We start from the raw sequence: 24,547 nt of genomic DNA, 5'->3' as shown, positions 1-24,547 counted from the left end.
GGGAATCATCTTGCGGAAAATTATTGTTGGATCGAGAAGAAGCCGCCTGGCGCTCACACAAACGAATCAAGTGATCGATCAGCTGAAGGCGCTGTCGCCGGGAACAGAGTTTGAAGTAAAAGAAATCGTGACAAAAGGCGACCGTATTCTGGATGTGACGTTATCAAAAGTGGGCGGTAAAGGCTTGTTTGTAAAAGAAATCGAACAGGCACTGCTTGATGGCGAGATCGATATGGCTGTTCACAGCATGAAAGATATGCCGGCTGTCCTGCCGGAAGGTCTGGTGATTGGCGCCGTGCCGGAGCGGGAAGATCATCGCGACGCGCTTATTTCAAACGGGCATGTGAAGTTTCATGAATTGCCGGCCGGCTCCATTGTTGGTACGAGCAGTCTTCGCCGGAGCGCCCAGATTTTGGCGGAAAGACCGGATCTTGAGATTAAATGGATTCGGGGCAATATTGACACGCGGCTGACCAAGCTCCAGAACGAAGAATATGATGCGATTATTCTTGCTGCCGCAGGTCTGGCACGTATGGGCTGGTCTGCAGATACCGTAACAGAATTTTTGAGTGAAGAATTGTCGGTTTCCGCTGTCGGTCAAGGGGCTCTGGCGATTGAGTGCCGTGAAGATGACAAAGAATTACGGAATTTGCTGGACCAATTCACTTGTGACAACACGAAACGAGCGGTTACGGCAGAGCGTGCTTTTTTAGGAGCAGTAGAGGGCGGATGCCAGGTACCGGTAGCTGGTTTTGCTACAACAAAAGGTGAAGAGCTGTCTTTAACAGCACTTGTTGCTTCACCGGATGGAAAAACCATTTTAAAAGAAACGGTCTCCGGAAGTAACGCTGAAAAAGTGGGCTTAGAAGCGGCACATCTTTTAAAGGACCGGGGTGCGCTCGAATTAATCCAGGCAGCGAGGGCGGCAGCCGAATGAAGCCGCTCGCTGGTAAACGAATCGTTGTAACCCGTCCGAGGGGACAGGAAGCACCGTTTATTGGTAAAATAGAAGAAGCGGGCGGCACAGCATACGCAGTGCCGCTTATCGCATTCCGGACGTTTGAAGACGGGCAGGAAGAGGCCATTTTGGCCAGCTTGCATACATATGATTGGATTTTGTTTACAAGCAAAAACGGCGTTGATTTTTTTATGCAAAAAGCCGGTCATCTTTTGCACAGAATAAGGGCAAAATGGGCGGCGATCGGCACACAGACGGCTAAAGCAGCAGCATCCTATGGACTTTCTGTTTCTTATATGCCCGGACGGTTTTCCGCAGAGGATGTTGCCGAAGACATACGAAAAGGATGTTTTCTGCCCGAAAAAGTGCTGATTCCAAAAGGCAGCATGGCGCGCAGCTTAATAGCGGATACCGTTCGTGAGACAGGCAGACAGGCAGACGACTGGATTGTTTATGAAACGTACTTTCCAGCCGATGAGCGGGCACACTTATTAAAGCTGATTCGGACGGAAAAAGTAGATATGATTACATTCACAAGTCCATCTGCTGTCCGGCATTTTATGCAGATTCTGAAGCAGGCACAAGAGCCGCTGCCAAGAACAGATTACGGAGTGATTGGCCGGGTAACAGAAAAAGAAGCAGCAGCATGCGGCATACCGATTTCGGTCTGTCCATCCGTTTTTACCATTGACGCGCTTGTAAAGGAAATAAGCAGATTTTATAAGGAGTGATACAAATGGAATTGAATTTTGAACGTCACCGCCGTTTGCGTCAAACCGCAAATATGCGGGCGCTTGTGCGGGAAACACAGCTTGATGTGAATGATTTTATTTACCCGATTTTCGTAGCAGAAGGAGAGGGCATCCGCAACGAGGTTCCATCTATGCCGGGCGTTTTTCAATTGTCTATTGATCAATTAAACGAGGAAATCGAAGAAGTAGTCGGGCTTGGCATTAAATCGGTGATTTTATTCGGTCTGCCTGATGTAAAAGATGCAGTTGGAACAGGCGCTTATCATAATGATGGCATTGTCCAGAAAGCTACACGCCATATTAAGAACCATTACCCAGACCTTATTGTGATTGCGGATACATGTTTATGTGAATATACCGATCACGGTCATTGCGGCGTTATCGAAGGAAGCCGCATATTAAACGACCCATCTCTTGACCTTTTGGCCAAAGCGGCAATCAGCCAGGCAGAAGCAGGTGCCGACATCATCGCGCCATCAAACATGATGGACGGGTTTGTCGCAGCAATCCGCAAAGGGCTGGATGAAGCGGGCTTTACAGAAGTGCCAATCATGTCTTACGCTGTAAAATATTCTTCTGCTTATTATGGACCATTCCGTGATGCGGCGGATTCTACACCGCAATTTGGCGACCGTAAAACGTATCAAATGGATCCGGCAAACCGGCGTGAAGCGATTCGGGAAGCGCGGGCTGACATTGAACAGGGTGCAGACTTTTTAATCGTTAAGCCGGCTCTTTCCTATATGGACATTGTCCGGGATGTACGAAACGAATTTGATGCACCAATTGTGGCATACAACGTAAGCGGTGAATATGCCATGGTGAAAGCCGCTGCTTTAAATGGCTGGGTTGATGAAAGGGCGATTGTTCTTGAAACATTAACCGGCATGAAGCGCGCAGGTGCAGATTTAATTATGACGTATCATGCAAAAGATGCGGCACGCTGGCTAAACGAACAATAAGAGGAGGCTTTTTCATGCGTTCATTCGAAAAATCAAAAGCTGCTTTTAAAGAAGCGGTTCAAATGATGCCGGGCGGCGTAAATAGTCCGGTTCGTGCGTTTAAATCGGTCAATATCGATCCTATTTTCATGGAGCGGGGCAAAGGGTCAAAAATTTGGGATATTGATGGGAATGAGTACATTGATTATGTACTGTCATGGGGTCCGCTTATTTTGGGCCATTCAAATGACCAGGTAGTCGAAGCATTGAAAAAAACGGCGGAAACAGGTACGAGCTTCGGCGCTTCTACGCTGCTTGAAAATGAAATGGCAAAGCTCGTCATTGAGCGCGTACCGTCGATCGAAGTCGTTCGAATGGTATCAAGCGGTACGGAAGCTACAATGAGTGCGCTTCGGCTGGCACGGGGATATACAGGACGCAACAAAATCCTTAAGTTTGAAGGGTGCTACCACGGACATGGAGATTCGCTGCTCATTAAAGCCGGTTCCGGTGTTGCAACGCTCGGACTGCCGGACAGCCCGGGTGTGCCGGAGAGTGTTGCTAAAAACACCATTACGGTTCCATACAATGATTTGGAAAGTGTTCGTTTTGCATTTGAACAATATGGTGAGGATATTGCCTGTATAATTGTCGAGCCGGTTGCCGGCAATATGGGCGTTGTTCCTCCGCTGCCGGACTTTTTAGAAGACCTGCGTGAAATTACGGAGCAAAATGGTTCCTTGCTTATTTTTGATGAAGTGATGACGGGTTTCCGTGTCGGCTACAACTGTGCACAGGGGCACTTCGGCGTTACGCCGGATCTTACCTGTCTTGGCAAGGTGATCGGCGGCGGTCTTCCGGTTGGTGCTTACGGCGGCAAAGCGGAAATTATGAACAATGTGGCGCCGGCGGGAACCATTTATCAGGCGGGCACGCTGTCCGGAAACCCGATGGCCATGACTGCCGGAATCGAAACACTTCGTCAATTGACGCCGGCATCCTACGAGGAGTTTGGACGCAAAGCGGATATGCTTGAAAAAGGGCTGACGGATGCGGCACGTAATTATGGGATTCCAATCACGTTTAACCGTGCTGGCTCGATGATCGGCTGCTTCTTCCATGAAGGACCCGTTCAAAACTATGAAGATGCAAAAGGGTCGGACCTTGCTCTGTTCGCTGATTATTTCCGCGAAATGGCGCTTGAAGGTGTTTTCTTGCCTCCGTCCCAATTTGAAGGGCTGTTTTTATCAACAGCGCATTCAGATGAGGATATTAATCAAACCATTCAAGCAGCCGAAAAAGCGTTTAGCCGCTTGGCAAAATAAAACGACGTGGTGTCTATAACAAAGCATTTAAGGCTATGTTATAGACACCTTTTTTTCATGTTTCCGTTTCTGCGCGCATACACTAGCGCGAAAGGGAGGGGTGTGCATGGAAGAGTTATTTTTCGTTGCGCTTCAGGAGGATGTTGTATTTCCAGAAGGAGAAGAAGTGGATGAACTGCTGTCCATTTCCCTTGATCCGCAAGTTGTGATTCAAGGAGCAAGTGTGCAGGGCTCTATTGAGGTAACAGGCGAGTATCGTATACACGATTATTTTGGCCTGGAAGAAGATTCTATCCGCCAGTTTTTCCGTCATATTCCGGTGCAGGCCGTCTTGCCTCCGGACCAGCGTGCGGCGGAGGGGGCAGATATTGAAATTCACACCTTTGATTATACAGTAGAAAAGCCGGACCGGCTTATTTTAGAAGCAGAGCTTGCTATTGCAGTGTCCACTGTCAGAAAAATAGAGGAAGAACCAGCGCCAATCGTGGCAGCTGCGTACGAGTACGAGCCAGAAGGAAGCTTAGAAAGCGACGTAGAAGAGCTTGAGGAGAGTGAAGCAGAAGAAAGCGCAGAAGCCGAAGAAGAGCAGGAAACAGCCGAAATAGAATCAGAAGATGCCGCTGTTCAAGTTCAAAAACGGGCGGAAGACGATGCTTCCGTTTTTAGCTGGCTTGAAGAGCGGCCTGCACAAAAAGCAAAATGGCGGTTCCAGGTATCCTCCGGCAATGTGGAACTTATAACCACTCAAGATGAAGAGCAGCCGCAAGAAGAATCAAAAGAGACAACAGAATAACATCAAACGTCGTCGGCAAAAAAAGCGTGCGCAGCCCTTGAAAGCAGCAAAGCGGAATAATAATCCGGCAGCACATAAGGCGGCAGCGGCGCAGCCACGGCGGCCACCTATCGTAATGGCGCATCATGGAAAACACTCCTTTTTGACATCATATGAATTGCACGAAAAAAGGTGCGTAAGGTTGACGCACTGAAGCATTTTCGGCTAAGATAATGGTATTGAAAAGAAACGTGTGGACCGGGAAAAGGTGGTACCGCAAGCAGCCTCTTCGTCCTTTTCAGACGGCGGGGCTTTTTTTTATGATGTCCAAGCTCCAGGCGCCATCAGCAAGGGCATAAGCCGGTTCCTTCCGGAGGTATAAACCGTCTCTGTGAGGGGTTGTCTTAAGCTTGCCGCTGAAAAACGTGTGCCTTGCGCTTTTTTACAAGGAGGAAAAACAATGTCACAACAAGAAACAACGATGCCGACAAAATATGATCCACAGGCGATCGAGAAAGGCCGATACGACTGGTGGACAGCCGGCAAATTTTTCGAAGCAAAAAACGATGAATCCAAAACCCCTTATACGATTGTTATTCCGCCCCCGAATGTTACAGGCAAGCTTCACCTTGGGCATGCATGGGATACAACACTGCAGGATATTTTAACGCGCATGAAGCGCATGCAGGGCTTTGACGTTCTATGGCTTCCAGGAATGGACCATGCCGGTATCGCGACACAGGCAAAAGTAGAACAGAAGTTAAAAGAAGAAGGCAAGACCCGCTATGATCTTGGCCGTGAGAAATTCCTTGAAGAATCATGGAAATGGAAAGAAGAATACGCCGGGCATATCCGTGCCCAGTGGGCAAAGCTTGGTCTTGGTCTTGATTACAGCCGGGAACGCTTTACGCTGGATGAAGGGTTGTCAAAAGCCGTTCGTGAAGTATTCGTAAAGCTGTATGAAAAAGGGCTCATCTACCGTGGTGAGTACATTATCAACTGGGATCCGTCTACTAAAACGGCGCTGTCAGATATTGAAGTTATCTATAAAGATGTACAAGGTGCTTTTTATCATATGAAATATCCGCTTGAGGACGGCTCGGGCTCTATTGAAGTTGCCACAACACGTCCGGAGACGATGCTTGGTGATACGGCCGTAGCGGTTCATCCAGAAGATGAGCGTTACAAACATTTAATCGGCAAAAATGTTGTCCTGCCAATTGTCGGCCGGGTAATTCCAATTATCGCTGATGAGTATGTAGATCCAGAATTCGGAAGCGGTGTTGTAAAAATTACGCCAGCGCATGATCCGAACGATTTTGAAGTCGGAAACCGTCATGACCTTCCGCGTATCCTTGTGATGAATGAAGACGGAACAATGAACAAAGAAGCCGGTACATACAGCGGCATGGACCGTTTTGAATGCCGTAAGCAGATTGTCAAAGATCTTCAGGAACAAGGTGTCCTATTTAAGATTGAAGACCATTTACATTCAGTCGGCCATTCGGAAAGAAGCGGCGCTGTTGTCGAGCCGTATTTGTCTACCCAGTGGTTTGTTAAAATGGGTCCTTTGGCTGAACAAGCCGTTGAGCTTCAAAAAAACGAAAACAAAGTAAACTTTGTACCGGATCGTTTTGAAAAAACATACCTGCATTGGATGGAGAACATCCGTGACTGGTGTATTTCCCGTCAGCTTTGGTGGGGGCACCGCATTCCAGCCTGGTACCATAAAGAAACAGGTGAAGTTTATGTAGGGCAGGAAGCGCCTCAGGATGCAGAAAACTGGGAGCAGGATACCGACGTACTCGATACATGGTTCTCATCAGCTCTGTGGCCGTTTTCAACGCTGGGCTGGCCGGATGAGGATTCTGCTGAATTCAAGCGCTATTACCCGACCGCAGCCCTTGTAACGGGGTATGATATTATTTTCTTCTGGGTATCCCGAATGATTTTCCAGGGGCTTGAATTTACAGGTGAACGTCCGTTTGAAGATGTTTTAATCCATGGTCTTGTACGCGACGCAGAAGGACGCAAAATGTCGAAGTCTCTTGGCAACGGTGTGGACCCGATGGAAGTCATTGACCAGTACGGTGCCGATTCACTTCGCTACTTCCTTGCAACGGGAAGCTCGCCTGGACAGGACTTGCGATATACAACCGAGAAAGTGGAAGCAACATGGAACTTTGCCAATAAAATTTGGAATGCGTCTCGATTCGCCCTGATGAATATGGGCGGTATGACATATGATCAAATTGATTTGACGGGCAAAAAATCAGTTGCAGATGAATGGATTTTAACACGCTTAAATGAAACGATTGAAAGTGTGACACACTTATCGGATAAATACGAGTTCGGGGAAGTCGGCCGGACGCTGTATAACTTTATTTGGGACGATTTCTGTGACTGGTATATTGAAATGGCGAAACTGCCGCTGTACGGAGAAGATGAACAGGCGAAGCAAATGACCCGTTCGGTTCTTGCTTACGTGCTCGACAACACAATGCGTCTTCTACATCCGTTTATGCCGTTTATTACCGAAGAAATTTGGCAGAACTTGCCGCACGAAGGAGAAACGATTGTCGAAGCATCATGGCCAACAGCAGATGATTCTTTAACAAACAAAGAAGCAGCAGCCAGCATGAAGCTGCTCGTTGATATTATCCGTGCTGTCCGCAACATTCGTTCAGAAGTGAACACGCCGATGAGCAAGAAAGTACCGCTTGTTTTAAAAGCAAAAGACGAAGCAGTTCTTTCTACTTTAACAGAAAACCGCTACTACATTGAGCGATTCTGTAACCCGGATGAGCTTGTAATTGATGCAAACCCGGCAGTGCCTGAAAAAGCGATGACAGCTGTTGTAACGGGAGCCGAGCTCTTTATGCCGCTTGCAGGTCTATTAAATATTGATGAAGAAATTGCCCGTCTTGAAAAAGAAAAAGCAAAGTGGCAGTCTGAAGTAGACCGCGTACTGAAAAAGCTGTCTAATGAGCGGTTTATCTCAAAAGCACCGCAAAAAGTCGTTGATGAAGAGCGCGCGAAAGAAGCGGATTACCGTGAAAAGCTCGCTGCTGTTGAAGCACGTATCGAAGATTTAAAGAATTAATCGAGAAGACGAACCCGCCTCAAGGCGGTTCGTCTTTTTCGTACATAAGGAGAAGAAATGGCATGAATACGTACGAAGAAGCACTTGCCTGGATTCATGGACGTCTGCGCGTAGGCATTAAGCCGGGTCTGATGCGGATGGAATATATGATGGAACGGCTTGATCATCCCGAGCGCCGCCTGCGTGCAGTCCATATTGGCGGAACAAATGGAAAAGGCTCGACTACCGCTATGCTGCGGTCGATTTTAACGGAAGCCGGCTTTGAAACAGGGACGTTTACATCACCTTACATTGAACAATTCAATGAGCGGATCAGCGTTAATGGGACGCCTATTTCAGATGAAGAGATTACGGCTTTGGCAGTGAAAATTAAAACGATTGCAGATGAAATGGAAGAGCTGGAAATGGGCGGGCCGAGTGAATTTGAAATCATTACGGCTATGGCTTTTTATTATTTTGCTTATATGCACCCGGTTGACCTTGTTTTATTTGAAGTCGGTCTTGGCGGCCGCCTGGATTCAACAAACATTGTTCATCCGCTGCTGTCGGTGATCACCACGATTGGCATGGATCACCTTCAATTCCTTGGTGACACGCTGGAAGAAATTGCGCGGGAAAAAGCAGGCATTATTAAAAGCGGTGTGCCCGTTGTAACAGCGGTTCATCAGCCGGAAGCTCTTGCTGTGATTGCCGAGACGGCAAAGCAAAAACGTTCAGCACTTTACCAATACGGCCGGGATTTCACGGGCAGCTGGATCGCTTCAACGGAAAAAGGAGAACAATTTGACTTCACGTCCCTTTACAGCAGCCGTCCTGCCCTCGAAACGGGACTGGCCGGGCTGCACCAGGTGCAAAATGCGGCGACAGCCGTGATGGCAGCTGACTTTTTACGTGTATTTTACTCCTTTTTAATCGAAGAGCACCATATTGAGCAAGGGCTCCAAAAAGCCGTATGGCCGGGACGATTCGAAACACTCTCAGACGATCCGCTGATCATTGCAGACGGCGCCCATAATGAAGAGGGAGTAGAAGCACTTGTGCGGACAGCCAGCCAGCGGTTTCCGAATAAAAACATAACGGTCCTGTTTGCGGCCATGAAGGACAAACCGCTGGATGGAATGATTGCACGCTTAAATCAAATGGCAGATCAGCTGTACCTGACTTCGTTTGACTTTCCAAGAGCCGCGGGTGCAAAAGAGTATGCACCATTTCAAAGCGCATCAGTTATATTTGATCCGGATTGTGTTAGGGTTATTCGAGACTTCCAGCAAAATTCTACCGTTCAAGATATTCTTATTGTCACGGGCTCTCTTTATTTTATTTCTATGATAAAACAAGAACTAACCATTTAAATGGTTAGTTCAAAGTGGAAAAAAGGAGCAAAAGGATTATTTGCTCACTAATTTACATCGTTTTAATGTCCTCCAAAAGATATTACTATCAGTGTTATTGTCTTCTTTTCTTTTTTTGGATTAAAGACCAAATGTATAAGTTCTTTAGATATAGAGAGGGAAATGGTAAATATATGGGTAGAAATACGTCATTTCTACATTTCATAACCAGAAAAATTTAAAGTATAGTGAGCACAAAGTAAAAGAAGTGGAGGAAGAACATTAGAATGATTAGGTTAATCAAATACAAACAAAGTAAGAATTTTATGTATCCGTTCACTTTTCAGAAGAAGGCCAACAGATCAAAAATTTACAAAAAGTCTATGCATGTTTCTAATGATCAAGTTTAATGGCGAATTCTTTGGTGATTTTTCTATATGGACTTGTTTTCACTTCGTTTTATAATGTAATAGGGATGCGTGTTCCAGCCGGAAAGTCAATTCTTTACCCGCCAAGCACATGCACTCACTGTCAGTATCGCTTAACTTTTGCTGACTTATTGCCTCTTATATCCTATATCCTGTTAAGAGGCAGGTGTAGAAAGTGTAAAAAGAGTATTTTTCCTCTTTATTTTATCATCTTTGGCGAGAACACCCCCACTTCAAGCTTGCTAAGTGGGGGATGAATCGTTGCTCTTTCAGTCATTCTTTTTCCTTGAACGCTCTATGGCTAAAATGGTATAATTAGGTATAGAACAAGTGTTCAAGGGTGAGGAAGATGATAAAAACCAAAAAAGATGAAAAAAAGAACCTTCATTTTAAAGCATTTCGGTTTAAAATCCATCCAAGTGACGAGCAAAAACAACTGATTAACCAAACGATCGGCTGCTGCCGGTTTGTCTACAATTATATATTAAATGAAAACATCAAGAGTTTTGAAAAAACAAAAAAACGGTATACAGAAACAGCCGCTAAAAAGCTCCTCCCTGGGCTAAAGGAAACGTTCAAATGGTTGTCTGATTCTGACAGTATTGCTCTTCAGGCAAGCATCGAATATCAGTACGAAGGATTCAAAAAATATAAGGATCAGCCGAAAAAAGAATTAAAAAAACGAGCCGTTAAAAAATGTGCAGAAGGCTACACGCCAACGGCGTATGACTTTAAGGGCCATCCAACATTCAAAAGCAAGAAAAACCCAGTCCAAAGCTACACAACCAAAATGACAAATCACAATATTAAAATCGTAGACAATCGCGTTCAGCTGCCGAAACTCGGCTGGATTCGTTTTTCCAAGTCCCGAAACATTGAAGGTGACATTAAGCGTGTCACCGTACGCCGAAGCAGCACCGGCCGGTATTCTATTTCGTTCATTTGCGAGATGCCTTATTCCCCGTACAAACCAAGCACCAAGGATGCCGTTGGCATTGATCTGGGATTAAAAGAGTTTGCCGTGCTCTCCAATGGTGAATCCATTGCCAACCCGAAATACTACCAAAAATACGAAAAGCGACTAGCCTTTCTTCAGCGTGCGTTTGCACGTAAAAAAGAAGGTTCGAAATCGTGGAAAAAAAATAAAGCCCAGATTGCTAAACTGCACGAAAAAATCAAACACACAAGAGAGGATTTTCTTCACAAGCTGACGACCAGGCTCGTTCATGAAAACCAAGTGATCGCAGTGGAGAATTTGTCAGTGAAGAATCTCGTCCAAAACAAAAAACTAAGCAAGCGGATTCACGATGCGTCATGGTCGAGATTCAACGAAATGCTCGCCTACAAAGCAAAGTGGTACGGACGGACGATTATAAAAGTCGATCCGTTCTTCCCATCAAGCCAGCTCTGTTCCGGGTGTGGCCACCAGCATAAGGATGTAAAGAGTCTTGCTGTCCGGGTGTGGGAGTGTCCATCCTGCGGTGTGTGTCACGACCGGGACCTGAATGCGAGCCTGAATATTAAAAAAGAAGCCCTTCGGCTTCTTTCACTTCAGTCTATTTAAGATTGGTCATAAAACCGTTGGAATACGGGGTTAGCCTGATTACTGGGGGTCGAAGGTCCCCTTGCCCAGGAATCCTTCACTTCAACCGTCAGGTAAGTGGGTGGTAGTTCAAAATGGAGCTCGTTACACCACTGCTTTTTGTATTTGCATATCAAACTTTTGGCTGGTCGTTATCTTTTTTATACGCCTTTCTGCTTATTTCGTTACTTAGTATTCTTATTGTTTCAGATCTTGTTTATATGCTTATTCCAAATAAAATCTTACTGGTTTTTGGAAGCATCATATTTCCTATATGGCTTATTAAGCCCCTAGAATCTTGGGGAAACTCTTTATTAGCCGCTTTATTCACTTTTGGTGTATTAGCAGCATTTGCTATGTTATCAAGGGGAGGAATTGGCGGAGGAGATATTAAATTGTTTGCGCTGCTTGGATTTACATTAGGATTTAAATTGATTCTGCTAGCTTTTTTCCTTGCTTGTTTCTTTGGAGCTGTCATAAGTCTTATTCTTTTATTTTTTGGAATAATAAAAAGAAAAGAACCTGTCCCTTTCGCTCCATTTATTTCGATGGGTACATTGCTAGCTTATTTTAAAGGTAATATATTTATTGATTGTACTTAAGTTTCTTTTGAAAAACAGGTGTAAAGAAACGTATCTAGTGATCATCTTGTCTATTAAAAATTATAAGAACAGAATAATATTTATTCTGTTCTTTTTGCTTTCTATAAGCCGTATGTTTAAGAGAGGAGGGATAAACATGGAAGAGCCGGACTGGACACGCCGGGATGGAGAGGTATTGATTTGGCAGCTTCCCGGTGAAGAAACGGTACTGCCGAAGCCGAAAAAAAAGCCTGCTTTAAAAGCAGGGACGGGAATCCTAATTATTTTTGCTGCTCTTTTAACAGGCAGTGTGTTCGGGCTGTTAATGATGAGCGCGGTTCCGGATCAAAAATCAGCCAAACAAGTGCAGGCATCGGGTACGCCTTCTGAGCAAGCGGCGCCGTCAGCAGAGGAGCCGGCCGAAAAAGGAATAGCTGCTTCCGAAAAAAATATTTCGCTGTTTGTTCTTCAAGGAGGGCTTTATTCTACAAAATCGGCAGCAGACGAAGCAGCTGCTGCATCAGAAGAGCGGGCCGCTGTCCTTTCATCAGAGAAGCAATACAGCATGATCTACGGTGTTTTTTTCTCCAAACCCGAAGCGGATCAAGCCGAGCAGCAATTGGAATCGGACGGAACAGCCGCTTATGTAAAAGAAACGAAAGTCACTGTTTCAAGCGAAGAAGAAAAAGTGTTAAAAAAAGCGGCAGAGGATCAGCAGCTGGAAGAAGCCGCCTCGATTCTGTCACCCTAGCCTGCCTCCATCCGGCGGGTTTTATTTGTTTGCCGGTATGTTTGTTTGATATGATAAACGCGTAACTCCCAATGACTCTTTATATCCAACCAAAAGGAAAGGTGATCCTCTTTGACCCACATTATTTTGGCTTCATCATCGCCCCGCAGAAAAGAATTGCTTGCTCAAGTGAACATTCCTTTTACCGTTCATGCGGCCAATACGGACGAAACCATCATACCTGGAATGCATCCGGCTCAGGCAGTTGAGCAGCTTGCTCTTCGAAAAGCAGAAGCTGTTTTGGCTGAATATCCGGATAAAGTAGTGATCGGTGCGGATACCGTTGTGTCTGTTGACGATCGTATTCTTGGAAAGCCGGAAACCGAGCAGGAGGCGATGGACATGCTTTGCAGGCTTTCCGGCCGTCACCATGCCGTTTATACCGGTGTGGCCATTCTCTTGAAAAATGAAAAAGTGGTCTTTCATGAAAAAACTGATGTTGAATTTTGGGAACTGACAAAAGCGGAGATCGCAGCTTATATCAAGACAGGTGACCCATTTGATAAAGCAGGCAGCTATGGAATTCAAACAGCCGGCGCGCTTTTTGTTAAAGCGATTCACGGTGATTATTTTAATGTAGTGGGACTTCCGGTTTCCTCACTTCACCGCCGCTTGAATCAATTGGGCCTTCTTGAGGACGGGCCGGTCCGCGATTGAAAGAAGGGAAGAATCCAAATGACCCATGATAAAACAATCCCGTCTCAGCCGCTGATGATACGGGATGTTCCGCCGCACGACCGCCCGCGTGAAAGAATGATCGCGAGCGGTCCGCACAGTTTATCCAACCATGAACTCCTCGCTATTTTACTTCGTACCGGTTCAAAAGAAGAGTCGGTTCTGCAGCTGTCCAATCGCATTTTAATCCACTTTGAAGGCCTGCGCCTGCTCAAGGATGCCTCGCTTGAAGAAATTACATCCCTCAAAGGAATAGGAAGCGCCAAAGCGATTCAGCTGATGGCGGCCGTTGAAATAGGGCGGCGTATAGAACGCTTAAAGTATGATGAGCGTTTTACCATCCGCTCTCCGGAAGATGCCGCTAATTATATGATGGAAGAAATGCGCTTCTTAAGCCAGGAGCATTTTGTTGCACTTTACTTAAACACAAAAAACCAGGTGATGCACAAACAAACGCTGTTTATTGGCAGCTTGAATGCTTCGATTGTCCATCCGCGCGAGGTCTTTAAAGAAGCATTCCGCCGTTCCGCTGCTTCGATTGTCTGTCTGCATAATCATCCATCGGGCGACCCGTCTCCGAGCCGTGAAGACATCGATGTAACTAAACGGCTGGTGGAGTGCGGAAAAATATTAGGCATTGATATCCTCGACCATTTGATTATAGGTGAGAAGAAATATGTGAGTTTGAAAGAAAAAGGTTATTTATAACGCTATGCTTTTTTTTTTCGTTCCGCTATAATATAAGTTATGGTTTTTGAGAAGCTTTTCACACATTTTAAAACAGCCATATCTAGTGAAATGATCACGATAAAAAGGGTCTATTGAGGAAAGGGAGATACACTACATGTTTGGAATTGGGAGCCGTGACCTTGGCATCGACCTTGGAACAGCGAATACACTTGTTTATGCAAAAGGAAAAGGTGTTATTGTACGGGAGCCATCTGTTGTTGCATTGCAGACAGATACAAAACAGATCGTGGCAGTTGGAAATGATGCACGCAACATGATCGGCCGGACACCGGGTAATATCATTGCCACTCGCCCGATGAAAGACGGTGTTATTGCCGACTATGAAACAACAGCCACGATGATTAAGTACTACATTAAGCAGGCGACAAAAGGTGCAAGCGGCTTCCTATCAAGCAAGCCGTATGTAATGGTTTGTGTGCCATCTGGCATTACAGCCGTTGAACGCCGCGCGGTAATTGATGCGACACGCCAGGCAGGGGCACGGGATGCTTATCCGATTGAAGAGCCGTTTGCAGCAGCCATCGGGGCCAATCTTCCTGTATGGGAACCAACGGGAAGCATGGTAGTAGATATCGGCGGCGGTACGACAGAAGTCGCGATTATTTCGCTTGGCGGTATTGTGACAAGCGAATCACTTCGGATTGCCGGTGATGAAATGGATGATGCGATTATTGCGTATATCCGCAAGCAGTACAATTTGCTGATTGGAGACCGGACAGCAGAAATGATTAAAATGGAAATCGGGTCAGCCGGTGATGCGGAAGGCATTCCAAACTTGGAAATCCGCGGCCGTGATTTGTTGACAGGATTGCCGAAAACGATTGAAATTACCGCACAAGAAATAGCAGATGCGCTAAAAGACACAGTTTACGCTATTGTAGAAACGGTAAAAAGTACCTTGGAAAAAACGCCTCCGGAATTAGCGGCCGATATTATGGACCGCGGTATTGTACTAACGGGCGGCGGTGCGTTGCTGCGCAATTTAGACAAGGTGATCAGCAAGGAAACCAATATGCCAGTTATTATTGCCGAAAATCCACTTGACTGTGTTGCAGTAGGAACGGGTCTTGCATTGGATCACATTCATCTGTTTAAAAACAAATAATCCTTGACGATGAGGCCGGTTCTCCGCGCGTCTTAACCGGTTTTCCGGTGCGCGTTGAACCAGCCTCACCGTTTTGAATGCTTAGAAAACTGAGGTGGAATTCATGCCGCACTTTTTAACAAACAAGCGGTTGATTATATTGCTCGGCAGTATTATTCTTCTTGTTGCTATGATTGGTTTTTCCATGCGGGACCGGGAGAACATCACTTGGTCGGAAAAATTTATTAAAGACGTAACAGGTTTCGGGCAGAATATTGTGTCGAAGCCCGCGGGTGCTGTGGAGTCTTTTTTTGACGATGTAAGCAGATTGCGCCATACATATGAAGAAAATGAAAAGCTTCGCACTCACTTGGAAGAGCTTGCCCAGCTGGAAAGTGACGTGGCGCGTCTTGAAAAAGATAATGCCGAACTCCGTAAAGTGCTTGAGAAAGAAGACAGCCTGGCTGATTACGAGCCCGTGCAGGCAACGGTCATTGCCCGCAATCCTGACCGCTGGTATGAGCTGATTACCATCGATCAAGGAGAATCAAATGGGATTGAGCCGGATATGGCAGTGATGACAGCGAGCGGCTTGGTCGGAAAAGTACAGAGTACGTCAAAGTTCACGTCTACTGTGCAGCTTTTGTCGGCTCACGATTCAAACAACCGCGTTTCGGCGCTTGTCCAAGGCGACAAAACCGTTTATGGGCTTATTGAAGGATATGATGAAGAAAAACAAATGCTTCAACTAACGAAGATTCCATCCGATGCGAAAGTGAAAAAAGGACAAGCTGTCACAACATCCGGCCTTGGCGGCGTTTTCCCGAAAGGCCTGGTGATTGGAAAGGTATCAGAGCTTGTTCCGGATGAGTTTGGTTTAACGCAGACAGCACTTGTCAAACCGGCCGCAAGCTTTTACGATTTGGAACACGTTATGGTGTCCAAGCGTAAAATGACAAAAGTACTGCCTGAAGAAGAAGACCGCCAGCAGGTAGTGGTTGAGGAGGAAGGAATGTGAAAAAAGCGCTCCTTCCTCTTTTAATGACCGCCCTGTTTTATAGTGATAGTGTGTTTATGATCTTTTTTTCAGAACAGGCCTTTGACGGGGCCTACATGCCGGTTCCGCGTTTTTTTATCATTGGCCTTTTGTTTATGTCTGTTTTCTTTGACCGGAATACAGCTATAAAATATGGCTTTTTCTTCGGCTTTTTATTTGATATGTTTTATACAGGGCTTCTAGGCGCCTATTTCTTTTTCCTGCCGCTTATCGTTTACATAACATCCATGCTGACGAAATGGCTTCATGGTACGCTGCCTGTTTTTCTCGTTATCGTGTTGTTTGATATTGCCCTGCTTGAATTGGTCATGTACGGATTGAATGTGCTCGTACAGCGGACAACCTTTTCATTTGAGCAGTTCACCTATATGCGGCTTTTGGCAACGCTTGTGTTAAACGCTCTTTTTTACATTTTGTTTGCCATCCCGCTCCGAGGTGCTTTTTTGAAATTGAAAAAAGTGTTCGATTAAGAGAGAAAAAAGGAATATCGGATAGCGCTGTCGAATATTGAGACGTACAGAGGTGGGATACTTTCTATGAAACAAAGTCAAAATGTCGTCATTAAAGGGACGAAAGACGGCCTGACTCTTCAGTTAAGTGATAAATGTTCCTATAATGAATTAATAGAGGAATTAACCGAAAAATTAGATGCCGTTACAAAAGACGGCGAAAATGCACTCATTACAGTCACGGTTCAAACAGGGAACCGATATTTGACTGAAGAAGAAAAAGAAGAACTGCGTCAGCTGATCAGGCAGCGCCGTCACCTAGTTGTCGAAGACATCAAGTCCAACGTGCTGACAATTGACGAAGCTATACAATGGAAAGAAGAAAATGAAATTGTTTCATATACAGGCCGTATCCGTTCCGGTCAGGTGCTGGAAGTGCCGGGAGATTTACTGCTGATTGGGGATGTAAATCCTGGCGGTGCTGTGATGGCAGGAGGAAGCATTTTTATCATGGGGGCGCTGAAAGGCATGGCGCACGCGGGCTGCTATGGAAATGACAATGCGGTGATTGCCGCTGGAAAAATGATGCCGTCCCAGCTGCGGATCAGCAGTCATTTAACCCGTTCACCAGACCGATATGATGAAGAAGACGTTACAGAATCGGAATGCGCGTTTATTAATGAAGCACAACAATTGGTGATTGATCGGCTGCAAGTATTGAAATATTTGCGTCCTGATTTATCGACGTTTAAAGGGGGCTTTTAAGTGGGGGAAGCAATTGTCATTACTTCTGGAAAAGGCGGAGTCGGCAAAACAACAACGACCGCCAATCTCGGTACAGCGCTTGCGCTGCAGGAGAAAAAAGTATGTCTCATTGACACAGATATCGGTCTTCGTAACCTGGATGTAGTCATGGGACTTGAAAATCGGATTATTTATGACCTTGTTGACGTAGTGGAGGAGCGGTGCAAAACGCATCAGGCTCTTGTGAAGGACAAGCGTTTTAATGATCTCCTCTATTTGCTGCCGGCTGCCCAAACGACCGATAAGTCTGCTGTTACGCCTGAGCAAATGAAAAAATTGGTCGATGAATTAAAACAAGATTACGATTATATTTTAATTGACTGCCCCGCTGGAATTGAGCAGGGATATAAAAACGCTGTAGCTGGCGCAGACCGCGCCATTGTCGTGACTACACCGGAAAAGTCGTCCGTCCGGGATGCAGACCGTGTAATCGGTCTTTTGGAAAAAGAAGAAGGCATGGCACCGCCAAAGCTTGTGGTAAACCGGATCCGCAATCATATGGTCAAAGAAGGTGACATGCTGGATGTGGATGAAGTAGCTGCTCATTTGTCGATTGAGCTGATCGGGATTGTAGCAGATGATGATGAGGTCATTAAATCGTCTCATAACGGAGAGCCGGTTGCGCATAATCCGAACAACCGCGCTTCAATCGCATATCGGAACATCGCCCGCCGTATACTCGGCGAGTCGGTTCCGCTTCAGCCGCTTGATCAGGAAAAGGATACGTTTCTCACGAAGTTCAAACGATTTATTGGCATGAGCCGATAAAAAAAGCCGCTTTTTTAAAGCGGCTTTTTTTCTTTAGACGGCATATACATAAGCAGGCGGGAGGGATTCTGATGATCAAGAAAGTCCTCGTTTCTGTTTGCTTATTTGCGGCCGTGCATGTTAATCAGCACACCTCCTTTGTGCAAACCATCTTTACCCGTGACTTTTCGTTTGCCGTTTTTTCGGCCGCATATGAGGAACAATTCGGTCCTTTATTGCCGGCTATGCATCAAACAAATGACAGGCAGACTTTCGTTGCCAGCACAAACAGCCTGCTCGCCGCGGAACAAAACGGCGTAGTGGTACGGGTTGGCGCTGAATATATCGTCATTCAGCAGGAAGATGGTTCAGAAATGGAGGTGAAGGGACTGCGTCCTCATTCGTATCGTCTTTTTGAACGCATTAAACAAGGGGAGCCGGTTGGAGCCGCTTCTGGAAAATCGGTTGAATTCATCGAACGAAAAAACGGCCAGATTCTTTCTTCCAGAAAAGTGAATGTAAATGAATAAGGTATCCGTTCATCCGATCACCTGGCTGTTTGGGGCTGTTGCTGCTGCCACAGGTCTCTTTTTAGAAGGGCTTTGTGTCGCCCTCATTCTGTTTGTCCATGAAATGGGGCATGCCGCTGCCGCTAAAGCAGCAGGCTGGCGCATCACCAAAATGGAATTCCTGCCATTTGGTGGAAAGCTTGAAACAGATGAGCATGCCGGACGGCCGCTTGTCGAGGAATGGCTCGTTGTCATCTCTGGTCCTTTTATGCATGTCCCAATGCTTGCGGCAAGCACACTTATGCAAAAAGCCGGCTGGATCAGCGCAGATGTATCACAATTGCTGTTTCAATTAAATGCTTTTATTTTTTTGTTTAATCTGCTTCCGGTCCTGCCGCTTGACGGGGGAAAAATGGTTCAGCTCCTTCTATGTACACTTCATCCTTACTACAAAGCGTACAAGCAGTCGATCTTTTTTTCATTTGCGTCGCTTGCTTTGCTGATGGGGGCAGCCGTTGTTCTGCTTCCCTTTTACGTCCAGCTCGTTTTAACGGCTTCCTACGTCGCAGTCCAGCTTCTTGTTATGTGGAAAGAAAAAGAAGTAATGTTTATCCGATTTTTAACGGCCCGCTATTATGAGCCGGTTTCACTGCGCCTGCTTGATCTGCCTGTATTGAAATCAGACCGCCTGCTTTACACGGTCAGAAGGTTTAAACGGAACCGGACGCACACGCTTAAAGTGAAAGGCGGCAGGGACATGACAGAAGAACAATTGCTTCAATCCTTTTTTGCCGGAAAAAAATACATCCGGGAAGTTGATGAAAATATGGATTGACACTTCTTTTAAAAGATGATAGAATTCATATGTTATTGTTTGTAGCACCCGTGCTACAACCGCGCACAGCAGGTTTTAAGTATCGATCGATCACCTGTTAAGTGGCGAGTCTGAGTAAACAGGGAGGTGCAGAAATGTACGCAATTATTGAAACAGGCGGCAAGCAGGTTAAAGTTGAAGAAGGTCAAGCAATCTACATCGAAAAATTGAACGCACAAGATGGTGACACTGTCACTTTTGATAAAGTTCTTTTCGTTGGTGGCAACGACGTGAAAGTCGGCAGCCCAGTCGTAGAAGGCGCAACTGTAACGGCGAAGGTTGAAAAGCAAGGACGCGCGAAGAAAATCATCGTTTTTAAATTCAAAGCGAAGAAAAACTACCGCAAAAAGCAAGGACACCGTCAGCCTTACACGAAAGTAGTCATTGAAAAAATCAACGCATAAGGCGATGATGCAATGATCTATGTAGATGTGAACAAAAACGAGGCCGGGCTCATTCAGTCATTTACGATGAAAGGACATGCCGGCTTTGATGAAAGCGGCAAAGATCTTGTCTGCGCCGGTGCATCAGCTGTTTCGTTCGGCGCCATTAATGCAGTACAGGCATTGACCGGTATCACACCTCATATTGAACTGGGGGAAGATGGCGGCCTGCTTTACTGCAAGGTGCCGGACGGACTGCCTGAAGACAAGCGCAGCCAGATTCAGCTTCTGCTCGAAGGCATGGTCGTTTCACTGCAGACGATTGAAGAAGGGCACGGACAGTATATTAAGATAAATTTTCTATAGGAGGTGAAATCACATGTTGTTGAAATTGGATCTTCAATTTTTCGCATCCAAAAAAGGGGTAGGTTCTACAAAGAACGGACGTGACTCTGAAGCAAAACGCCTTGGCGCTAAACGTGCTGACGGTCAATTCGTTACAGGTGGTTCAATCCTTTACCGTCAACGCGGTACAAAAATTCACCCAGGTGAAAACGTTGGCCGTGGCGGCGATGATACATTGTTTGCGAAAACAGACGGTATCGTTCGTTTCGAGCGCGTTGGACGCGATCGTAAAAAAGTAAGTGTTTATCCTGCTGCTCAATAATTGGATGAACGAATGGAGGCGTTCTGAAAGTCAACCTTTCGGAGCGCCTCTATTTTTTTGTGTGCAGGCTTTGAGGTTTTCCCGTTCAATTGGGACATTTTTCTGCTATACTAAAAAAGAATGTGTGAACGTTGGAACGAGCGGGGGGCGTGATCAGCCAAGTGGAAAATGAAAAATGGACGTTGTTAAAAACGCTTCGTCATGCGCGTCATGACTGGATGAATGATATACAAATTGTCAAAGGGTATCTTTCTCTTAATAACATTGATGCCGCAGCCCGAGCTGCAGATCATATCATTTTAAAGGCTGTACAGGAGTCGAGGCTGTGTAATCTTGGCATGCCGGGGATGGCGGAGCTGTTTATGACGTTTAACTGGTCGCAGCACTTATTCCGGCTTGAATATGAACTGGATGAATCCGTTGCTGCCGGCACGGCGGACGACCAAAAAGCGTGCCGTTTCTTTAATGAGTTATTTTCGCTGCTGGAGCAGCATGTAAAAGAATTTAACGAGCACGAGCTGTTTGTTCATTTATCTGAAAAACAAGGGTCTCTTGCTGCAGAGATGGAATGGATGGGAGAAGTGGCTAACCGGCCGCTGCTTCTGAAGAAAATAAAGGAATTTGCGCATAGTCTTGAGCTTAAAACTGCTGTGTGGGAAACGGATTCCGGGGATATACTAATGGAAGTGACATTTTAGGAGGAACAGACAATATGTTTGTAGATCAGGTTAAAATATATGTTAAAGGCGGCGACGGAGGTAATGGGATGGTCGCATTCCGCCGTGAAAAATACGTACCGAACGGCGGGCCGGCCGGCGGTGATGGTGGAAACGGTGCGAATGTAGTATTTGAAGTGGAAGAAGGACTCCGCACATTAATGGACTTCCGTTACCAGCGCCATTTCAAAGCGCCACGCGGCGAGCATGGCATGAGCAAAAACATGCATGGCCGTAATTCAAAAGATATGATTATCAAAGTTCCGCCGGGCACAGTTGTAACAGATGATGAAACCGGAGAAGTGATTGCGGATCTCGTAGAACACGGGCAGCAGGCCATTATTGCACACGGCGGCCGCGGCGGCCGTGGAAACAGCCGCTTTGCGACACCGGCTAATCCGGCACCGGAAATCTCTGAAAACGGGGAGCCTGGTATCGAGCGTAATGTTACGTTAGAATTAAAGCTTTTGGCAGATGTAGGACTTGTCGGTTTTCCAAGTGTGGGTAAATCCACTCTTCTTTCAGTCGTAACGGCGGCTAAGCCAAAAATCGCGGCCTACCACTTTACAACGCTTGTTCCAAATCTCGGCATGGTTGAGACCGAAGACGGCCGGAGCTTTGTTATGGCGGATCTGCCAGGATTAATTGAAGGTGCGCATGAAGGAACCGGACTTGGCCATCAATTCCTGCGTCATATCGAGCGGACGCGCGTCATTGTTCACGTACTTGATATGTCTGCGATGGAAGGCCGTGATCCGTATGAGGATTACGTAACCATTAACAATGAGCTAAAAGAGTATAATCTTCGGCTGACAGAGCGTCCAGAAATTATTGTAGCCAATAAAATGGATATGCCGGAAGCAGAAGAAAATTTGAAAGTGTTCAAGGAAAAAGTAGGAGAAGATGCGGTTATTTTCCCAATTTCTGCGCTGACACGCAGCGGGCTGCGCGACTTGCTGTTTGCTATTGCCGATAAAGTGGAAGAGACGCCTGAATTCCCGCTTGAGCACGAAGAAGAAGATTTGTCTGTAAACCGGGTGATGTACCGCCATGACAAGCAAGCCGCTGAGTTTGTGATTACACGCGGTCCGGATGGAGCGTTTGAGCTGACAGGCAGCAAAATTGAAAAATTGTTTAAAATGACGGACTTCTCGCGGGAACCATCTATTCAACGCTTTGCCCGCCAGCTGCGCTCAATGGGGGTAGATGAAGCGCTGCGTGAACGGGGTGCTGAAAACGGCGACATCGTCCGTCTGCTTGATTACGAATTTGAATTTGTCGATTAAAAGCTGCAGCCGGCGGTTTTGAGGGGGAGCGACATGGGGAAGAAAGAACAGAATGAAAAATTTTATCTTGTCCGCGAAGATGTACTTCCGGAAGCGATGAAAAAAACGCTTGATGCAAAAGAATTAATCGAACGGAAACGAGCAGACTCTGTGTGGGACGCGGTTCAACAAGTGGATCTGAGCCGCAGTGCTTTTTATAAATACCGCGATACGGTGTTTCCGTTTCACACCGTTGTCAAAGAGCGGATCATTACTTTATTTTTTCACCTGGAAGACCGATCGGGTACCTTATCTGAACTGCTGGCCGTTGTCGCGAGCTGCGGCGGAAACGTGTTGACGATTCACCAGACGATTCCGCTGCAGGGACGCGCAAACGTGACGCTGTCCTTGAATGTGACCGGTATGATTACCGGGCTGGACGAGCTATTATCTCAATTAAAAAAATTGGAATTTGTTGATACAGTAGAAGTGCTCGGTTCGGGCGCATAAGTTGTTTGAAGAGAAGACTGGAGTGAACTGTTTTGAGGAAAATTGCTTTTTTAGGTCCCGCGGCTACATTCACTGATATTGCAGTATCAGAAGCATTCCCGAATGATGAGCGGATTCCATGTGTGACTATTCCGGAATGCATGGACTATGTTATTGAAGGAAAAGCAGATCTGGCTGTTGTACCGATTGAAAACGCCTTAGAAGGCACGGTCAATATGACCATCGATCATTTGTTTCATGAAGCGGATCTAACCATTGTCGGCGAACTAACGGCTCCGATTCAGCAACACCTGCTTGTTCATCCGGACAACGCCCAAAAATGGACAGAAGCTAAAAGAGTTTTGTCGCATCCGCATGCCATTGCGCAATGCCACAAATTTTTGCACCGTTACTTTTATGGCGTTCCGTCGCAGCAAATGACTTCGACGGCGGCCGCAGCGAAATATGTAAGTGAGCATCCGGAAGAATGCATTGCAGCCATAGCCAATTCACTTTCAGCAAGAGAATATGGCCTGTATACAGCAAAAGCAGATATTCATGATTTGGCGTTTAATCATACTCGTTTTCTTGTTTTATCTAAAACACACGAAGAGTTATCGTTTTCACTTCCTAAAACAGGCGGTAAAACAACCATTGTTGTTACGCTGCCGACAGACCGGCCAGGGACGCTTCATCAAGTACTGGCAACGTTCGCCTGGCGAAATCTGAACCTTGCGAAAATTGAGTCTCGCCCTCTTAAAACAGGTCTGGGCAATTACTTTTTCATTATTGATGTTGCACAGCGCATTGACGATGTGTTAGTGCCGGGCGCTTTCGCTGAGATGGAAGCACTCGGATGCAAGGTGCAGGTGCTCGGAAGTTATTACGGCTATGAAGTAGGACAAGCCGCAGAAAAAGCATAAAAAAGAAGCCTGTTTCAAAACGGGCTTCTTTTTTATTTTATTGAAGCAAAAATCCGGCTTCACGCAAAGCCTGCTCGGCTTCATCAAGCACCGCGGCTTCTTTGGCGGACAATGTATGCAAATGAACGCCTTCTGTCAGCTCAGACAAGTAAGCCGCACCTGTTTGATTAATTTTATCCAAAAACTGCATTGCTTCTTTTCGATTTGATACCATAATGGACGCAGTTAAATCACCATAAACCGGATGTTCAATTTTAACGTCTTTAACAAGAACACCAAGGTCTACGAGGAGAAGAAGCTCTTCTCTTGTTTGACCGGGCGGATGCGAGCAGGCAACGATCCGTTCCACTTGTCCGCTCTGAGGTGAATCCATATATACATACCCTTGGCTTGTCGCCACAATTGGAATGCCGCGGGCTTTAAGCAGCGTAATATCTCCGACTACAACCTGACGGCTCACTTGTGCCCGTTCGGCCAGCTCACTCCCGGTCAGCGGATTCTGGCTTGATTGAAGCCAGTGCAAAATCTGCTCACGCCGGTTTTCGCCGATCAGTTTTCTTTTATCTATCATGATGCAATCCCTCCACCGGTA

Annotated in this window: 28 protein-coding genes and 1 other annotated feature; of the genes, 27 read left to right on the top strand and 1 reads right to left on the bottom strand. The window is 46.1% G+C overall.

Translation table 11 applies throughout. The features are described from left to right. The first annotated feature begins 10 nt into the window (after positions 1 to 10). From hemC to pheA, 27 genes are all read left to right on the top strand, one after another. On the top strand, positions 11 to 937 hold the full coding sequence (hemC, locus tag M3221_RS00300; RefSeq protein WP_251269577.1) for a hydroxymethylbilane synthase: 927 nt from the start codon (positions 11 to 13) through the stop codon (positions 935 to 937). After that, positions 934 to 1,689, top strand: coding sequence for a uroporphyrinogen-III synthase (locus M3221_RS00295; protein ID WP_251269576.1), 756 nt, complete (start codon positions 934 to 936; stop codon positions 1,687 to 1,689). The genes hemC and M3221_RS00295 overlap by 4 nt, the downstream gene beginning before the upstream one ends. A 5-nt stretch (positions 1,690 to 1,694) precedes the next feature. After that, positions 1,695 to 2,672, top strand: coding sequence for a porphobilinogen synthase (hemB, locus tag M3221_RS00290; RefSeq protein ID WP_251269575.1), 978 nt, complete (start codon positions 1,695 to 1,697; stop codon positions 2,670 to 2,672). Positions 2,673 to 2,686: 14 nt separating this feature from the next. Beyond that, positions 2,687 to 3,976 carry a glutamate-1-semialdehyde 2,1-aminomutase gene (gene hemL / locus M3221_RS00285; RefSeq protein WP_251269574.1) on the top strand — a complete coding sequence of 430 codons (1,290 nt, stop codon included), beginning with the start codon at positions 2,687 to 2,689 and terminating at the stop codon, positions 3,974 to 3,976. Positions 3,977 to 4,082: 106 nt separating this feature from the next. Beyond that, positions 4,083 to 4,769 (top strand): hypothetical protein, encoded by a 687-nt coding sequence (locus M3221_RS00280; protein WP_251269573.1) that lies wholly within the window; start codon positions 4,083 to 4,085, stop codon positions 4,767 to 4,769. A 439-nt stretch (positions 4,770 to 5,208) separates the two neighbouring features. Beyond that, on the top strand, positions 5,209 to 7,851 hold the full coding sequence (locus tag M3221_RS00270) for a valine--tRNA ligase (RefSeq protein WP_251269571.1): 2,643 nt from the start codon (positions 5,209 to 5,211) through the stop codon (positions 7,849 to 7,851). 62 nt (positions 7,852 to 7,913) lie between these two features. Beyond that, complete coding sequence (locus M3221_RS00265) at positions 7,914 to 9,203, top strand: bifunctional folylpolyglutamate synthase/dihydrofolate synthase (protein WP_251269570.1); 1,290 nt, start codon at positions 7,914 to 7,916, stop codon at positions 9,201 to 9,203. Between the two features lie 388 nt (positions 9,204 to 9,591). Then, entirely contained in the window at positions 9,592 to 9,867 is a 276-nt protein-coding gene (locus M3221_RS26750) for a prepilin peptidase (protein ID WP_396120220.1), read from the top strand. Positions 9,868 to 9,959: 92 nt separating this feature from the next. Next, positions 9,960 to 11,174, top strand: a complete 1,215-nt coding sequence (tnpB, locus tag M3221_RS00260; protein WP_251269569.1) for an IS200/IS605 family element RNA-guided endonuclease TnpB — start codon at positions 9,960 to 9,962, stop codon at positions 11,172 to 11,174. Positions 11,175 to 11,287: 113 nt separating this feature from the next. Next, on the top strand, positions 11,288 to 11,794 hold the full coding sequence (locus tag M3221_RS00255) for a prepilin peptidase (protein WP_251269568.1): 507 nt from the start codon (positions 11,288 to 11,290) through the stop codon (positions 11,792 to 11,794). A 136-nt stretch (positions 11,795 to 11,930) separates the two neighbouring features. Beyond that, the gene (locus tag M3221_RS00250) at positions 11,931 to 12,524 is read left to right on the top strand and encodes a hypothetical protein (protein ID WP_251269567.1); all 594 of its coding nucleotides are present in this window, start codon (positions 11,931 to 11,933) and stop codon (positions 12,522 to 12,524) included. A gap of 111 nt (positions 12,525 to 12,635) precedes the next feature. After that, entirely contained in the window at positions 12,636 to 13,220 is a 585-nt protein-coding gene (locus tag M3221_RS00245; RefSeq protein ID WP_251269566.1) for a Maf family protein, read from the top strand. An 18-nt stretch (positions 13,221 to 13,238) separates the two neighbouring features. Next, a complete protein-coding gene (gene radC / locus M3221_RS00240) occupies positions 13,239 to 13,946 on the top strand; it encodes a RadC family protein (RefSeq protein ID WP_285878375.1) in 708 nt (235 codons plus the stop codon). Positions 13,947 to 14,082: 136 nt separating this feature from the next. Continuing rightward, positions 14,083 to 15,093, top strand: coding sequence for a rod shape-determining protein (locus M3221_RS00235; RefSeq protein ID WP_242233328.1), 1,011 nt, complete (start codon positions 14,083 to 14,085; stop codon positions 15,091 to 15,093). 103 nt (positions 15,094 to 15,196) lie between these two features. Continuing rightward, positions 15,197 to 16,090, top strand: a complete 894-nt coding sequence (mreC, locus tag M3221_RS00230; protein WP_251269565.1) for a rod shape-determining protein MreC — start codon at positions 15,197 to 15,199, stop codon at positions 16,088 to 16,090. After that, positions 16,087 to 16,599 carry a rod shape-determining protein MreD gene (mreD, locus tag M3221_RS00225; RefSeq protein WP_251269564.1) on the top strand — a complete coding sequence of 171 codons (513 nt, stop codon included), beginning with the start codon at positions 16,087 to 16,089 and terminating at the stop codon, positions 16,597 to 16,599. The genes mreC and mreD overlap by 4 nt, the downstream gene beginning before the upstream one ends. 66 nt (positions 16,600 to 16,665) lie before the next feature. Then, a complete protein-coding gene (gene minC / locus M3221_RS00220; RefSeq protein WP_251269563.1) occupies positions 16,666 to 17,343 on the top strand; it encodes a septum site-determining protein MinC in 678 nt (225 codons plus the stop codon). Further along, the gene (minD, locus tag M3221_RS00215) at positions 17,344 to 18,150 is read left to right on the top strand and encodes a septum site-determining protein MinD (protein WP_251269562.1); all 807 of its coding nucleotides are present in this window, start codon (positions 17,344 to 17,346) and stop codon (positions 18,148 to 18,150) included. Positions 18,151 to 18,221: 71 nt separating this feature from the next. Beyond that, a complete protein-coding gene (locus M3221_RS00210) occupies positions 18,222 to 18,659 on the top strand; it encodes a hypothetical protein (protein WP_251269561.1) in 438 nt (145 codons plus the stop codon). Further along, positions 18,652 to 19,473, top strand: a complete 822-nt coding sequence (locus tag M3221_RS00205) for a site-2 protease family protein (protein WP_251269560.1) — start codon at positions 18,652 to 18,654, stop codon at positions 19,471 to 19,473. Before M3221_RS00210 ends, M3221_RS00205 begins: the two co-directional genes overlap by 8 nt. A 47-nt stretch (positions 19,474 to 19,520) precedes the next feature. Then, positions 19,521 to 19,595 (top strand) — a sequence feature (ribosomal protein L21 leader region). A gap of 12 nt (positions 19,596 to 19,607) precedes the next feature. After that, positions 19,608 to 19,916, top strand: coding sequence for a 50S ribosomal protein L21 (gene rplU / locus M3221_RS00200; protein ID WP_251269559.1), 309 nt, complete (start codon positions 19,608 to 19,610; stop codon positions 19,914 to 19,916). A gap of 12 nt (positions 19,917 to 19,928) precedes the next feature. Then, on the top strand, positions 19,929 to 20,261 hold the full coding sequence (locus tag M3221_RS00195) for a ribosomal-processing cysteine protease Prp (RefSeq protein WP_242233336.1): 333 nt from the start codon (positions 19,929 to 19,931) through the stop codon (positions 20,259 to 20,261). A 16-nt stretch (positions 20,262 to 20,277) separates the two neighbouring features. Then, a complete protein-coding gene (gene rpmA, locus M3221_RS00190; protein WP_242233486.1) occupies positions 20,278 to 20,562 on the top strand; it encodes a 50S ribosomal protein L27 in 285 nt (94 codons plus the stop codon). A gap of 131 nt (positions 20,563 to 20,693) precedes the next feature. Beyond that, positions 20,694 to 21,260 carry a Spo0B C-terminal domain-containing protein gene (locus M3221_RS00185; RefSeq protein ID WP_251269558.1) on the top strand — a complete coding sequence of 189 codons (567 nt, stop codon included), beginning with the start codon at positions 20,694 to 20,696 and terminating at the stop codon, positions 21,258 to 21,260. A 14-nt stretch (positions 21,261 to 21,274) separates the two neighbouring features. Next, positions 21,275 to 22,564, top strand: coding sequence for a GTPase ObgE (gene obgE, locus M3221_RS00180; RefSeq protein WP_251269557.1), 1,290 nt, complete (start codon positions 21,275 to 21,277; stop codon positions 22,562 to 22,564). A gap of 33 nt (positions 22,565 to 22,597) precedes the next feature. Beyond that, on the top strand, positions 22,598 to 23,053 hold the full coding sequence (locus M3221_RS00175) for an ACT domain-containing protein (RefSeq protein WP_050181236.1): 456 nt from the start codon (positions 22,598 to 22,600) through the stop codon (positions 23,051 to 23,053). A gap of 32 nt (positions 23,054 to 23,085) precedes the next feature. Beyond that, the gene (pheA, locus tag M3221_RS00170; RefSeq protein WP_251269556.1) at positions 23,086 to 23,955 is read left to right on the top strand and encodes a prephenate dehydratase; all 870 of its coding nucleotides are present in this window, start codon (positions 23,086 to 23,088) and stop codon (positions 23,953 to 23,955) included. Positions 23,956 to 23,992: 37 nt separating this feature from the next. Here the strand turns inward: pheA and M3221_RS00165 are convergent, their stop codons facing one another. Continuing rightward, a complete protein-coding gene (locus M3221_RS00165) occupies positions 23,993 to 24,526 on the bottom strand; it encodes a transcription repressor NadR (protein WP_251269555.1) in 534 nt (177 codons plus the stop codon). Between the last annotated feature and the right edge of the window lie 21 nt (positions 24,527 to 24,547).

The organism is Domibacillus indicus, from assembly GCF_023715895.1.
Classification (GTDB): domain Bacteria; phylum Bacillota; class Bacilli; order Bacillales; family Domibacillaceae; genus Domibacillus; species Domibacillus indicus_A.
This window is presented reverse-complemented; position numbering and strand designations above follow the sequence as displayed.